We start from the raw sequence: 13,773 nt of genomic DNA, 5'->3' as shown, positions 1-13,773 counted from the left end.
GCCGCGGTGGCCGGCGCGACGACCAGCGCGCAGGCCACGCCGAAGAGCGCGAGCAGGGGCCAGCTCTGGCTGAACGGGGTGCTCGGGGTGTGGGTGGACAGGCCCAGGCTGGCCAGGCCGCCCAGCAGCAGGCCGAGGGCGAGCGGCGCCTTGAAGCCGGTACGGCGGATCGCCCGGCCGGCGACGAAGGCGGTGAGGGCGTAGAGACCGAACACCACCAGCATCCGCCAGCCGGTGTCCAGCGGGCTGAGCGCCTGGGCGCGCTCGTGGAAGAGCACGAGCAGGATCGACACGCCGGTGAAGCCGAACAGCGACACGGCGGCGACGACCATGACGGCGCTGAAGGAGGCCGACCGGAACAGCCGGACGTCGAGCATCGGCGCGGCGGTGCGCAGCTCGACCAGGACGAAGGCGACGAGCCCGGCGACGGCGGTCAGCCACGCGGCCGCCACCGGCGGGCTGGTCCAGCCGTGCCGGCCGCCCTCGATCAGGGCGTAGACGACGGCGGCGACGGTGAGCGTACCCAGCAGCAGGCCGGGCAGGTCGAGACGGCTGGCCGGCTGCCGCGACTCGGCCACCCGGACGGTGGTGACGGCGAGGGTGACCACGCCCAGCACCACGGTGGACAGGAAGACGCTGTGCCAGTGGAAGTGCGCCAGCAGCGTCCCGGCGAGCACCGGGCCCACCGCCAGGCCGATCCCGGACGCCGCCGCCCAGGCGGTGATCACTTCGGTGCGGCGGTGCGGGTCGGTGAAGGTCACCCCGAGGATCGCCAGGCTGTTCGCCAGGATCAGCGCCCCGCCCGCACCGGCCACGAGCTGTCCGGCGATGACCCAGCCGGGGGCGGTGGCCAGGGCGATGAGCGCCGCCCCGGCCATCATGGCGGCGACGCCTGCGCTGAACATGCGCTTGCGGCCGTACCGGTTGCCCAGCGTGGCGGCGGAGAGCACGAGGCTGGCCAGCACCAGGGTGTAGGCGCTGGGGATCCAGACCAGGGTCGTGGGATCGACCCGCAGGTCCCGCTGGATGGTGGTCAGCGCGGAGATGGTGGCGGTGAGCTGGAGGAAGGTGACCAACGAGCCCAGGCACATGGCGACGAGGGTCGCCGCGTGGGAGCCGCGTGCGGGGGCCTTGCGCGCCGGCGCCGCGGCGGCGGGCACGGTCGGCTCCCGCGATGCGGTGGTGACGGTCGGCTGTTCGGGCACAGCTACTCCTTGCAGGAATGACGGGTGAGGGGCGTGGGCCCGGACGGGCCTTCCGACGGCGCGGCCCGCGCGGCAGCGGGTCGGGCCGGGGCGGCTACGGCAGCTGCGGGTAGAGGGCCGCCACGCCGCCGGCGAGCTTGGCGCGCACGTCCCGGCTGAGGTCGTCGGCGAGAATCTCGTACGCGTCCGCCGCGAGCTGGTCGACCGCGTACGCCGCGACGGCACCGGGGTCGAGCTTGGGCGCGGTGACCGCCCGGGTCATGTCGGTGTCCATGAAGCCGACGTGCAGTCCCGCGACGCGGATCTTCGCCGGGGCGAGCTGCAGGCGCAGGGCGTTGGTGAGCCCCCACTCGGCCGCCTTCGCCGCCCCGTACGCACCGCCGCCGGTGGGCAGGGCGAACCAGGAGAGCACAGAGAGCACGTTGAGGACGGCGCCGCCGCCGTTGCGCTCGATGACGGGCGCGAAGGCGCGGGTGACCGAGAGGGTGCCGAGGTAGTGGGTCTCCATCTCCAGCCGGATCTGGTCCAGGTCGCCGGTGAGCAGGTCCGCCCCGGTCGCCGAGCCGGCGTTGTTGACCAGCAGGGTGACGTCGCCGGCCGCGGCCGCGGCCGCCGCCACGGAGGCCGGGTCGGTGATGTCCAGCTCCAGCGGCCGGGCGCCCGGGAGGTCGATCTGGGCGGCATTGCGGGCGGCGGCGTACACCGTGGCGCCCCGGGCGAGCAGTTCGCCGGCGAGGGCGCGGCCGAAGCCCCGGTTCGCGCCGGTCACCAGTGCGGTCGTGGTCGAGATGTCCATGATTCATCCTGTTCGTGAAGTCCACCGGACCGAGCCTGACTTTTGTTTCAAGAAGTCAGCTCACCCAGTGAAGCACCCTGACTAGCGTTGGCGCAAGTCAGCCCGTACGCTGGGGGCATGCAGGATCTGCGGGAGGACCGGGAGGCGTGGTCGATGACCAACTGCTCGATCGCCCGCGCCATGGACATCGTCGGCAGCAGGTCGGCGATGCTCATCATGCGCGAGGCGCTGCTCGGCACCCGCCGCTTCGACGACTTCGTCCGGCGGGTGGGCATCGGTGAGCCGGCGATGGCGGCCCGGCTGCGGGAGATGGTCGCCGCCGGGCTGCTCGAACGGACCCCCTACCGCGAGCAGGGCCAGCGCACCCGGTACGAGTACCAGCTCACCCGCAAGGGGCAGGAGCTGCTGCCGGTCGTCACCGCCCTGCGCCACTGGGGGGACACCTGGGCCGCCGACGAGACGGGCCCGCCCGTGCTGGCCACCCACCGCGACTGCGGCTGCCCGGTACGCACCGTGCTCCGCTGCGAGGAGGGTCACGAGCTCGGCGCGGGCGACATCACCCTCGTCGCCGGCCCCGGCCTGATCACCCGCGACTAGGGTTGGCGGCTCGCCACGTGGTGGGGCGCCCCACCACGCGGGCGGACACCGCCTCAGCCGGTGATGTGCATGATCGCGTCGGCGCCGTCGACGGTCGCCTGGTCGAGCGGGAAACAGCCCTGCCGCGGCGTGGTGTCCGTGCGCGTGCGAGCCGGCGACACCTCGGTGGCCGGGATCAGGCCCCAGCCGGTGACGCGGCGTTGCAGGACACCCTCGAAGGTGTCCGGCTCGGGCTCGCCCAGCTGCAGGACCGCACTGCGCCCGAGACTGCCCGCGATGAAGACATAGCCCTCGGTTTGCAGGGAGTCGACGATGGCCCCGGCGCCGAACCAGTTGGCGCTCAGGTCGCCCAGGCTCCAGGCGCTCCCGTTGCGTTGCAGGTGGGTGTTGTGGGCGAAGAGCATCGTCGGGCCGCGTTCCGCCTCGACGGTGCGGATGTCGCGCAGATTGCGCGCCATCAGCGTGTCCCGGGTGGTCAGCAGCAGGCAGATCCGATCGCTCTGCCCGAGGGGCTGGGCCGCCTGCCAGTGGTAGTGGAGCAGCCCGAGGCCGGCATCGAGGTACGCCTTGGCCCGGAGCCACTCGGCGCGTGAGGTCCTCGCGATCAGCTCCGGCGCGCGGGCGTAGAGCCTCGTGAGCAGATCCTCGCCGATGCTGCGCAGCCGCTCGGCTTCGGGCGTGGCGCCCATGGACATGGTGAAGTCGAGGATCGCCTCGGCGCGGCTCCAGCGATGGTCGTCCCCGGCGATGCCCGCGATGTCGAGGTTCTCGACGTGGAGATAGTCGCGTGCGTATTCGAGGTAGCTCCTCGGGCTGGGCGCGCTGGTGTTCTCGGTCGGGGCGTCGAAGCCGTGGAAGCTCACCCGCTCCTGCGCCGGCCGGTCCCGGTTGTACTCCCGCATCCAGGCGACCAGCCGCCGATTGGCGTCCAGGGAGCCGAAGTCGTGGGAGAAGCCTTCGCTCATCGCCGAGGCGAGGCTTCCGGTGCCGTGCAGCACGTAGTCGTCGACGGCGAACGCGGCCACGCGATCGGTCTCGAGGGCGATCGAGCGGAAGCCGAGCCCGACCAGCTGGGCGAAGAGCTCGTTGCGGACCGCCCCGAAGGCGGGCTCCTGGTGGGTCGGCTCGCCGAGGGCGAGCAGATCACATGGCGCGGGTACGAAGTCTCGGATGTCCTGGCTCATGTGCCTCAACCGTACCCTTGAAACCTCGGTGGAGACTTAGGGCGGAAGGCAGCGCGCGAACTCCCGCTAAAGTCTCAAACCGTGCGACCATCCGACCTCGCGCGCGAGCACGGACTCTCGACCCAGGCGGTCCGCAACTACGAGCGAGACGGGTTCATTCCGCCCGCCGAGCGCACGCGCAGCGGTTACCGCGTCTACACCGAGGTTCATGCGGCCGCGCTGCGCGCCTATCTGGCGCTCGTCGCGGCACACGGTCACCCGGCCGCCGGCCGGATCATGAACGCGCTGCACGACGGCGCGCTCGACGACGCGCTGGTCGTCATCGACCGCGGTCACGGCCAGCTGCTGCGCGACCGGGGCACGCTCGACGCGGTGCGGGCAGCGATCGGGGACCTGCCCGCGGGGCCGGGCAACGCTCCGGCCTCCGGCGGGTGGACCATCGGCGAACTCGGGCGCCGGCTCCGGGTCACCCCGGCCACCCTGCGCAAGTGGGAAAGCGCCGGCATCCTCGCCCCCGCACGCGATCCGGTCACCGGCTACCGGGTGTTTCGCGCGAGTGACGTCCGCGACGCCGAACTGGCCCACCTGCTGCGGCGCGGAGGGTACCCGCTGGCGACCATCGCCACCGTGGTCCAGCAGGTCCGCACGGCGGGCGGCACGGAGATGCTCTCCCGCGCCCTGGACGACTGGCAGCGACGGCTCACCGCCCGGGGCGTCGCCATGCTCGACGCCGCCGCCCGGCTCAGCCGCTACCTGAGCCTTCCGGCGGACGTCCGAGCCTGACGGTGACGGCTGCCGCGCGCCGGCAACCGCACGGAGACCGAACCCAGCAGGATCTGGCCGACGGGGTCTCGCGTTCCGGTCAGCCCTCGTCGTCGGTCAGGCGACGCTCGATGGTCACCGTGGTGCCGGCGGCGGTCGACACCAGCAGCACGTCGCCGTAGGCGTTCATCAGCGTGGCGCCACGGCCACGGTCCATCGCCGGCTGCCGGTCCCGCCACGTGCCGAAGTCACGCACGCTGACCCGGGCGGTGCCGGCGACGACCTGGAGCCGTACCTGCACCTCCGGCCGGGTCGGCTGCTGCGCGTGCTCGACCGCGTTGTTGAACGCCTCCGACGCGGCCACCAGCAACTCCTGCACCACGTCGGGGTGCACGTGCAGCGACTCCAGCCAGCCGCGCACGTCGCGCCGCATCGCCGAGGCGGAGGTGGCGTGCGCGGGGTAGCTCCACCCGGTCTCCACCGGGAGCGCCGGCTCCCGGCCGTTCGGGACCCGCGCCCCGGTGGGCGGCCCCGTCGGGGCACCGACCATGGCCGGCGGCGCCGACCGGTCGGCGGCGGTCGGGTGCTCGGCGGTGCGGGTAGACGGCGGCGCGACGTCCGGGGCCGCGCCGATCGGGGTACGGACGGACGGTGGCGCGACGTCCGGGGCCGCGCCGGCCGGGGTACGGACGGACGGTGGCGCGACGTCCAGGGCCGCCGCGGCGGTACTTGGCAGCGGGTCCGCCCGGCGGTCCTCGGCGTGCGGCGTCCACCCGCGCCGGCGGGCCCCGTCGAGGGTGGCCCGTACCCGGGCGACGAGGTCGGCGGCGGTGAAGGGCTTGACCACGTAGTCGTCGGCGCCCAGGTCGAGGCCCTCGACGGCGGCGTCCGCGCCGGCGCGGGCGGAGAGCACCACCACCGGCAGCGCCCGCGTCTCCGGCCGCCCGCGCAGGGTGCGCACGAGGGTGAAGCCGTCGACCTCGGGCATCATCACGTCGGTCAGCAACAGGTCCGGCGGGTCGCGCCGGATCGCGTCGAGGGCCTGCCGGCCGGTGCCGACCGTCTCCACCCGCCAGCCCTGTCCGGTCAGCAGCCGGACCAGGTACGCGCGCATGTCGGCGTTGTCGTCGGCCACCAGGATCCGGACGCCGGACCCGGTGGCGGGCAGCGTCTCCGACGGCTCCGGCACGGCCGGCGCGGCCGGCTCGCGGCCGAGTGGGTCGACCAGCCAGCCGTTGGCCTCCTGGGCCACGGCGCGGGCGGTGTCACCCAGCTCGCCCGCCGCCACGCCGGCGTCCGCGCTGCGGCGCAGCGCCGCCCAGGGCAGCGCGACGGTGAAGGTGGTGCCGCGCCCGACCTGGCTGTCGACCCGTACGTCGCCGCCTTCGAGCCGGGTCAGCTCGCGGACCAGGGCCAGCCCGATGCCGGTGCCCTCGTGGCTGCGGGAGGGGGCACCCTCCACCCGGTGGAAGCGCTCGAAGAGCCGGGGCAGCTCCTCCTCGGCGATGCCGATGCCGGTGTCGGCGACGGTCAGCCGCAGCTCCGTGGGGTGGGCGTGCAGCCCGACCGTGATCCGCCCCACGAAGGTGTGCTTCAGCGCGTTGGAGAGCAGGTTGGTGACGATGCGCTCCCAGTTGAGCGGGTCCAGCACCACCGGCCCGGGCAGCGGCGGAGTGTCCACCTCCAGGCGCAGCCCGGCACGCTCGATCGCGGACCGGAACACGCCGGCCAGCTCGGCGGTCAGCTCCGGCAACCGCACCTGCCGCGCCCGGCTCCGGGCCCGTCCCGCCTCCAGGCTGGAGAAGGTCAGCAGGCTGTTGACGAGGGCGAGCAGCCGGTCGGCGCTGCGCCGGGCGGTCTCCACCCGCTCCCGCTGCTCGGGCGGCAGCGGATGCCGGTCGTCGGCGAGCGCGTCGGCCAGCGGGCCGAGCATCAGGGTCAGCGGCGTCCGGAACTCGTGGCTGACGTTGGTGAAGAAGCTGGTCTTGACCCGGTCGAGCTCGGCCAGCGCCTCTGCCCGGCGCCGCTCCTCCTCGTACGCGCGGGAGTTGCGCACCGCGACGGCCACCTGCTGCGCCAGCAGCTGGAAGAACGACCGGTACGCCTCGTCGAGGGCGCGGCTGGGGCTGACCCCGGCCACCAGCACCCCGAGAGGCTGATCCGCCTCGGCGGAGGGCAGCGGCAGCGCCATCGCGCCGGCCACCGGCTCGCCGAACGCCCCGGCCGGCAGGGTGAACCGCTGGGCGACGCCGTGGACCTCGGTGGCCGCTCCCCTGCTCGCCGACCAGAGCCCCCAGGCCGGGTCGCCGTCGAGCACCACCTCGGGCAGCGCCTCCGCCGCCGGGGCGTCGTCGGTGCAGGCCACCCGGCGCAGTGCGGCGCCCTCGCGCAGGTAGATCGCGGCGAACGGGACGTCCAGCCGGTGCCCGCCGATCGCCTCGACCAGGCGGGCGCAGGTGCTGAGGACGTCGACGGTGCGCCCGTCGCCGCGGACGGAGAGGTCACGCAGCAGGCTCAGCCGCCGCTCCCCGACCACCTGCTCGGTGACCTCGCTGCACACGGTGAAGATGCCGACGGTGCGGCCGTCGTCGTCGCGGGCCGGGGCGTGGGAGACGCTGAAGTAGGCCTCCTCCCGGTAACCGGACCGGTCGAGGAGCAGTTGGAGCGCGGGCACCCAGCTCGCCACGCCCGTCGCCATCGCCTCGTCGATCAGCGGCGCGAGCACGTCCCAGCCCTCGGCCAGGGTGGTCCGGACGTCGTCGCCGAGCGCACCCGGATGCTTGTCGCCGATCAGGGCCGAGTACGCGTCGTTGTAGAGCTGGGTGAACCGCTCGCCCCAGAGCAGCAGCATCGGGTATCGGGAGGACAGCACGATCCGTACGGCCGCGCGCAGGCTCTGCGGCCAGGACTCGACGGGGCCGAGTGGTGTCGCCGCCCAGTCGAGCCGGGCCATCAACTGCCCGGTCGCGCTGCCGCCGCCGAACAGCTCCTCGGTGCGGCTGCTCACTTCCGGATACACCTCATCGTCGTGCCCGTACCCCGGGGCGCGGTCGACGGAAACCCGCAGTGACGCGCGACACCCGGTGGCAGGGCCCGCGGCGCGGCGAGGACGGTCCGACGGGGCAGCACCCGGCCGTCCGCCGTCGACTGCCCGCCGTCCCGCTCCGGCACGCCCGCCCCCTCGATCGCCCGACCCTGATGCCACCGTCCGAGATGGCACCCCGGGCCGCAGGAGCCCCAGGTTACCGCCGCCCCGGGCCCCCGGCGAACGGCCGAGCCGGTGTCGCGAACGGCGTCCGCGCGCAGGCGCACGGTTCGGGTGACCGGGTGGTGAAAGACACTCCCTCAGGTGATCGGCTCGATACGTTCAGTGACGCGACGAGCCCCGGGCGACCACGGGGTCCGTCACCGGTCGGCCGCTTCAGGAGGTCACGCGCATGGACGCGGTCGAGCTGTCGCGATTCCAGTTCGCATCCACCAGCATCTTCCACTTCTTCTTCGTCTCGCTCACGGTCGGCCTGGCCATGTTCATCGCCGTCCTGGAGACGTTCGCCTTCTTCCGCCGGGGGCAGCGCGACACGTACGCGAGGATGACGAACTTCTTCGGGCACCTCTTTCTGATCAACTTCGCGGTGGGCGTGGTCACGGGGATCGTGCAGGAGTTCCAGTTCGGCATGAACTGGAGCGAGTACGCCCGCTTCGTCGGCAACATCTTCGGGGTGCCGCTGGCGCTGGAGGTGCTGATGGCCTTCTTCCTGGAGAGCACCTTCATCGGCCTGTGGTGGTTCGGCAAGGACCGCCTGCCGGCCTGGATACGGCTGGGCAGCATCTGGCTCGTCGCGATCGGCACCCAGGTCAGCGCGTTCTGGATCGTGCTGGCCAACGCGTGGATGCACCATCCGGTGGGTTACCGGATCGAGGGTGAGCGGGCGGTGCTGACCAGCTTCAGCGAGGTGGTCTTCAACTACAAGGCCTGGCTGTACTTCGCCCACGTGCAGGGCAGCGCCTGGACCGTCGCCGGCTTCTTCGCGCTCGGGATCAGCGCCTTCCACCTGCGGCGGCGGCAGAACGTGGAGGTGTTCTCCCGGGCCCTGCGGGTGGCGCTGGTCTTCGCGGCGGTCGGGACGGTCTTCTCCGCCACCAGTGGGCACCGGGAGGCCCAGGTCGCCCGCGCCGACCAGCCGATGAAGTTCGCCGCGATGGAGGCGCAGTGGGAGACCTCCACCTCCCCCGCCCCCTGGTCGGTGATCGCCGGAATCGACCAGGACGAGCGGCGCAACTCGTTCAACGTCGAGATCCCGTACGTCGGCTCGCTGCTGGCGTTCAACCAGCTGGAGGGCCGGTACCAGGGGATGCGGGAGCTCAACGAGGAGTACCAGCGCCGCTACGGCCCCGGGGAGTACGTCCCCCCGGTGGCGCCGGTGTACTGGTCGTTCCGGCTGATGGTGGCCATCGGCGTGCTGCTGCTGCTCACCGCCTTCACCGGGCTGTTCCTCTGGTGGCGCCGGCGGGCCGCCCTCGACCGGACCCGCTGGTACCTGCGCATCCTGGTCCTGCTGCTGCCCTTCCCCTGGGTGGCCAACTTCCTCGGCTGGGTGGTCACCGAGCTGGGCCGGCAGCCCTTCATGGTCTACGGCCTGCTCACCGTGCCGCAGGGGGTCAGCGCGAACTCCTTCGCCGAGGTGCTCAGCGGCCTCGTCGGGCTGTGGGTGGTCTACCTGGGCCTCATCGGGCTGGACATCTACCTGCTGACGGTCACCGCCCGGGCCGGCATCGCCCACAAGCCCGAAGCCCAGCTCGCCTCCGCGCCGGCGCCGAGCTACTTCGCCGACGGCTTCCAGGGCTACGAACGGAAGAACTGACCCGTGGATCTGGTGACGCTCTGGTTCTGGCTGGTGGCCCTCACCTTCACCCTCTACTTCTTCCTGGAGGGCTTCGACTTCGGCGTCGACATCCTGCGGCCCCTGCTGGCGCGTACGGAGGCTGAGGAGCGCGCCCTGACCGGCACCATCGGCCCGTTCTGGGACGGCAACGAGGTCTGGGTGATCGCCGCGGCGGGGATCATGTTCTCCACCTTCCCCAGCTGGTACGGCGCCGTCTTCAGCGGCATGTACCCGATCTTCGTGGTGATCCTGCTGGCGCTGCTGCTGCGCGGGGTCTCCTTCGAGTACCGCAACCAGGTCAACCACCAGCGGTGGCGCGACTTCTGGGACTGGATGTCCTTCGGCGGCAGCCTGATCCCCGCGTTCCTCTGGGGCCTGGTGATGGCGAAGATCATCGAGGGTCTGCCGGTGAACCAGGACGAGCGCGTGGTGGGCGGCCTCGGCGCGCTCTTCACCCCCTTCTCCGTCGTCGGCGGGTGCGCCACCCTCCTGCTGTTCATGCTGCACGGCGCCAACTTCCTGCTGTTGCGGCTGCACGTCGGCTCGACCCTGCACCGGCGGGCCCGGAGGGCCGCCCTGCGCTGGGATGCGCTGGCGACCGTCGCCACGGTGGCGTTCGTGGTGATGGGCTACGTGACCGAGGGCCTGTTCGCGAACTTCGGGGTGCTGCCCTGGCTGTTCCCCATCGCCGCCTTCGCCACCCTGGCCAGCATCTGGCTGGCGCTGTCGCTGCGGCGCGACGCGCTGGCCTTCACCATGAGCGGCCTGACCATCGTCTTCGCCACCGTGACGGTGTTCCTCGCGCTGTACACCCGGGGCGACGTGCTGCCGTCGACCCTCGATCCGGAGTACAGCCTGACGCTGCGCGAATCCGCCAGCCAGCACTACACCCTGGTGCTGATGACCTGGGTGGGCGCGATCTTCCTGCCCCTGATCATCGGCTACCAGGCGTGGAACTACCACGTGTTCCGGGAACGCATCCGCCCGCACGAGGGCGGCCTGGACCACGGCTACTGACGGTCGGCGGGCCGAGGCGGCGCGGCGGCGGCACCGGCCCGACGGCCGGGGCGGGGCCTGTCGTACCCGGCTGCGATGCTCCGGCAGTGGAGCTGACACTGCAGGTGACGATCGACTGCGCCGACCCGGGCCGGATGGCGGCGTTCTGGTCCGAGGCGCTGGGTTACGTGCCGGAGCCGCCACCGGGCGGGCACCCCACCTGGCGGGCGTACTGGCTGGCGGCGGGCGTGCCCGCAGAGGAGCTGCCGGACGGCGCGGGTGAGACGCCGGAGTCGGTCGTCGACCCGAGCGGCCGGGGGCCCCGGATCTGGTTCCAGCAGGTGCCCGAGCCCAAGGTGACCAAGAACCGGATCCACTTCGACCTCAAGGTCGGCGGCGGCAGCACGGTCGATCTGAAGCTGCGCACCGAGCGGGTCGACGCGACCGTCGAGCGGGTCGTCCGGGCCGGTGCCACCGTCGTGCGGACCACGGACGAACCCGGGATGGACCACTACGCCGTCCTGCTGCGCGATCCCGAGGGCAACGAGTTCTGCGTCGTCTGACGGGCTGCCGCGGCAGTCACCGCCGGCGGAGCTGGCGGAAGGTGAGCGAATACCGCAGCTCCGCCACCGGTGGGATGCTGTGCTGCCAGCTCGACCGGGCGGCGCCGGCCAGCACGTACGCCGAGCGGGGCGCCAACTCCACCTCGTACACCCGTCGCTCGTCGGCCACGTCGCGCCGGAAGCGCAACAGGCAGGCGGCGGCGAGGGAGAGACCGGCCACCGTCGGGCCGAACGCGGGCGCGTCCCGGTGCCAGCCGATCACGGCGCCCGGCGGATAGCGGGTGACCAGGGCCTGCGCGAAGCTGGTCTCCGCGACGCCGGCGAGATCGGCGCACCGCCGGCGGACCTCGTGCAGCTCCACCGGCAACGCCTCGGCCTCGGTGAGCTGGAAGGAGCCGTAGTCGTAGTCGAAGCCGTAGTGCCGGACGGTGCGCCGGGCCACCTGGCCGTGCATGCGGATCTCGGTGAAGTCGATCGCCGCGAGCACGGCCAGCAGCGACCGCTCCTCGTCGGGGCTGACCAGCTCAGGCTGGTACGTCAGCCCCGCCGGTCGCTCCTGGACGCCGCGCATCCGTCCCACGCCTCGACGGTAGCGCCGACGCCCGGCCGTCGTTCCCGGAAGTCTCTTGCCGGGTGACGGGCGGGTGGCCTACCGTCGGCGGGGCACCTCCCGGTGCGCAGGCAACGGCTACTTCCGCTTCCAACGGGGAGACGCGGGTTCGAATCCCGCCGCCGCCACACCCGGCGGTGTCGACCAGCGGCCCAGGTCGCCTTGGCCCGCAAGGGCCGGTCGCCGTCGCCGCTTCGATCTCGGGAGGTGTCTTCACGCCGCGTGCCGGTCCTCGATCTCGGCACGCGGCGGGTACCTCCCGTGCATGATCACGAGACGGCAAACTCCGTTGTCCGGCGAACGTCGCCACCACTAGCGTCATGCCCGCACTTCCCGGTGCGCAGGTGACGGTTACATCTGGAGGGGTTCGTACCCCGGTGAAGGGCCCGACCGCCGCCGACACCGATCTCGGGAGGCGCAACCACACGCGTACCCGGTGCGCAGGCAACGGTTACTTCGGGATCCGCAGGTTGGAGGTTCGAGTCCTCCGCTCACCTCAGGGTGGCTGGCTCAACTGGACAGAGCAGCGGATGTGTCCGTCGCCGACTCCGGTCTCGGGTACGCGTCGTGGTGGCGTCCTCCTTCCGCTCGACCGTCATGGGGGACGCGATGGCCAAGTTCAATCTCAAGCTGCGCCGCGACCGGCGCGCGGCGGACGAGGGGTACGTCACCGCCGAGGGCGCGCCGGGCTTCCTCCGTGCGGCGCGCGCCGAGTTGTTCCTGCTGGGCGTGTCGAACATGGTCGGTGAGGACACCTTCTACGAGGGTGCCGCCGATCGCGACGCGCGGTTCCGCGAGTTGGTCGCCGCCGTGGCCGTCGCCGACCGCGACTGGTTCGCCCGCTTCGTGGCGTGGCTGCGTACCGGTGCGATGCTGCGCTCGGCGTCCGTCGTGGCCGCCCTGGAGGGCGCCCGGGCGCAGGTCGCCGCGGGCATCCCGGGTTCCCGGGCGATCGTCGACGCCGCGTTGCAGCGGGCGGACGAGCCGGGTGAGGCGCTGGCGTACTGGCTGGGCCGGCACGGCCGGTCGCTGCCGAAGCCGGTCAAGCGGGGCATCGCCGACGCGGCGGTGCGGCTCTACCACGAGCGGAGCCTGCTCAAGTACGACTCCGACGGCACCGCGGTGCGCTTCGGCGACGTCATCGACCTGACCCACCCGTCCGCGCGGGACGAGCGGCAGGGCGACCTGTTCCGGCACGCGCTGGACCGGCGGCACCGGCGGGACAACCCGCTGCCCGCGTCGCTGACGGTGCTGGCGGCGCGCGCCGAGCTGATGGCGATGCCGGTCGAGCGGCGCCGCGAGGTCACCGACCCGGCGGTGCTGGGCGCGGCGGGGATGACGTGGGAGGCGCTCGCCGGCTGGCGGCAGGGCGCCATGGACGCCACGGCCTGGGAGACGATCATCCCGACCATGGGGTACCTGGCGTTGCTGCGCAACCTGCGCAACTTCGACCGGGCCGGGGTCGGCGACGCCGTGGCCGAGACCGTGGCGGCCCGCCTCGCCGATCCCGTTGAGGTGGCCCGGTCCCGCGTGCTGCCGATGCGTTTCCTGTCGGCGTACAACGCCGCGCCGAGCCTGCGGTGGGCGTACCCGTTGGAGAAGGCGTTGCAGCACGCGCTGGCGAACGTGCCGGCGCTGGACGGGCGGACCCTGATCCTCATCGACACGTCGGGGTCGATGCAGAGCCCCTTCAGCAGGGACGGCACGCTGCGCTGCTGGGACGCGGCCACCGTGTTCGGCCTCGCACTGGCCGCCCGCGCCACGGCCGCGACGGTGGTCTCGTTCTCCGACGACAGCACGGTGTTCCCGGCGGTGGCCGGCGAGTCGGTGCTGGCGTCGGTACGCCGGTTCAAGGACGGTGGCTGGTTCCACGGCCGCGGGACGGAGACCGAGAAGGCGGTGCGCACGCACTACGACCGGCACGACCGGGTCGTCATCCTCACCGACGAGCAGGCGCACTGGCACCGGTCGGCGGACGTGACGGCCGCGGTGCCCGCGGCGGTTCCGGTGTACACCTGGAACCTGGCCGGCTACCGGGTGGGGCACGCGCCGGCGGCCGGGAACCGGCACACGTTCGGCGGTCTCTCCGACGCCGCGTTCAGGATGATCCCGCTGCTCGAGGCCGGTTCGCGCGAGCAGTGGCCCTTCTGATCCCCGGTGCGGTGCCGGGCGGCACC

At 72.8% G+C, this 13,773-nt stretch carries 11 protein-coding genes and 1 tRNA gene; 7 read left to right on the top strand and 5 right to left on the bottom strand.

The features are described 5' to 3' along the window. Both ACSNN7_RS20315 and ACSNN7_RS20310 read right to left on the bottom strand, forming a co-directional pair. Nucleotides 1-1,205 (bottom strand): MFS transporter (locus ACSNN7_RS20315; protein ID WP_436682475.1); only part of this gene is annotated, 1,205 nt, incomplete at its 3' end. A 94-nt stretch (nt 1,206-1,299) separates the two neighbouring features. Continuing rightward, nucleotides 1,300-2,001, bottom strand: coding sequence for an SDR family oxidoreductase (locus tag ACSNN7_RS20310; RefSeq protein WP_436682474.1), 702 nt, complete (start codon nt 1,999-2,001; stop codon nt 1,300-1,302). Nucleotides 2,002-2,118: 117 nt separating this feature from the next. Between ACSNN7_RS20310 and ACSNN7_RS20305 the strand changes: the two genes are divergently transcribed. Next, the gene (locus ACSNN7_RS20305; protein ID WP_436682473.1) at nt 2,119-2,598 is read left to right on the top strand and encodes a winged helix-turn-helix transcriptional regulator; all 480 of its coding nucleotides are present in this window, start codon (nt 2,119-2,121) and stop codon (nt 2,596-2,598) included. A 53-nt stretch (nt 2,599-2,651) separates the two neighbouring features. On the opposite strand, the gene ACSNN7_RS20300 is transcribed toward ACSNN7_RS20305, so the two are convergent. Beyond that, a complete protein-coding gene (locus ACSNN7_RS20300) occupies nt 2,652-3,782 on the bottom strand; it encodes an erythromycin esterase family protein (protein WP_436682471.1) in 1,131 nt (376 codons plus the stop codon). 81 nt (nt 3,783-3,863) lie between these two features. Here ACSNN7_RS20300 and ACSNN7_RS20295 point away from each other — a divergent pair, with 81 nt between their 5' ends. Continuing rightward, entirely contained in the window at nt 3,864-4,565 is a 702-nt protein-coding gene (locus tag ACSNN7_RS20295) for a TioE family transcriptional regulator (protein ID WP_436682470.1), read from the top strand. A 79-nt stretch (nt 4,566-4,644) separates the two neighbouring features. Here ACSNN7_RS20295 and ACSNN7_RS20290 read toward each other — a convergent pair whose 3' ends face one another. After that, nucleotides 4,645-7,551: an ATP-binding protein gene (locus ACSNN7_RS20290; RefSeq protein ID WP_436682469.1), complete on the bottom strand. Its 2,907-nt coding sequence runs from the start codon at nt 7,549-7,551 to the stop codon at nt 4,645-4,647. A 430-nt stretch (nt 7,552-7,981) separates the two neighbouring features. Here ACSNN7_RS20290 and ACSNN7_RS20285 point away from each other — a divergent pair, with 430 nt between their 5' ends. From ACSNN7_RS20285 to ACSNN7_RS20275, 3 genes are all read left to right on the top strand, one after another. Next, nucleotides 7,982-9,406, top strand: a complete 1,425-nt coding sequence (locus ACSNN7_RS20285; protein ID WP_436682468.1) for a cytochrome ubiquinol oxidase subunit I — start codon at nt 7,982-7,984, stop codon at nt 9,404-9,406. 3 nt (nt 9,407-9,409) lie between these two features. Further along, nucleotides 9,410-10,444 (top strand): cytochrome d ubiquinol oxidase subunit II, encoded by a 1,035-nt coding sequence (gene cydB, locus ACSNN7_RS20280; RefSeq protein WP_436682466.1) that lies wholly within the window; start codon nt 9,410-9,412, stop codon nt 10,442-10,444. Nucleotides 10,445-10,530: 86 nt separating this feature from the next. After that, nucleotides 10,531-10,986, top strand: a complete 456-nt coding sequence (locus tag ACSNN7_RS20275) for a VOC family protein (RefSeq protein ID WP_436682465.1) — start codon at nt 10,531-10,533, stop codon at nt 10,984-10,986. 16 nt (nt 10,987-11,002) lie between these two features. Here ACSNN7_RS20275 and ACSNN7_RS20270 read toward each other — a convergent pair whose 3' ends face one another. Next, nucleotides 11,003-11,557, bottom strand: a complete 555-nt coding sequence (locus tag ACSNN7_RS20270; RefSeq protein WP_436682476.1) for an alpha-ketoglutarate-dependent dioxygenase AlkB — start codon at nt 11,555-11,557, stop codon at nt 11,003-11,005. An 83-nt stretch (nt 11,558-11,640) separates the two neighbouring features. Here ACSNN7_RS20270 and ACSNN7_RS20265 point away from each other — a divergent pair. Further along, nucleotides 11,641-11,724 (top strand) — tRNA-Ser (locus ACSNN7_RS20265). A gap of 481 nt (nt 11,725-12,205) precedes the next feature. Then, the gene (locus ACSNN7_RS20260) at nt 12,206-13,747 is read left to right on the top strand and encodes a TROVE domain-containing protein (RefSeq protein ID WP_436682463.1); all 1,542 of its coding nucleotides are present in this window, start codon (nt 12,206-12,208) and stop codon (nt 13,745-13,747) included. Nucleotides 13,748-13,773 lie beyond the last annotated feature (26 nt).

Origin of the sequence: Micromonospora sp. URMC 105 (assembly GCF_051386295.1) — a bacterium.
In the GTDB taxonomy this organism is placed as follows: domain Bacteria; phylum Actinomycetota; class Actinomycetes; order Mycobacteriales; family Micromonosporaceae; genus Micromonospora.
This window is presented reverse-complemented; position numbering and strand designations above follow the sequence as displayed.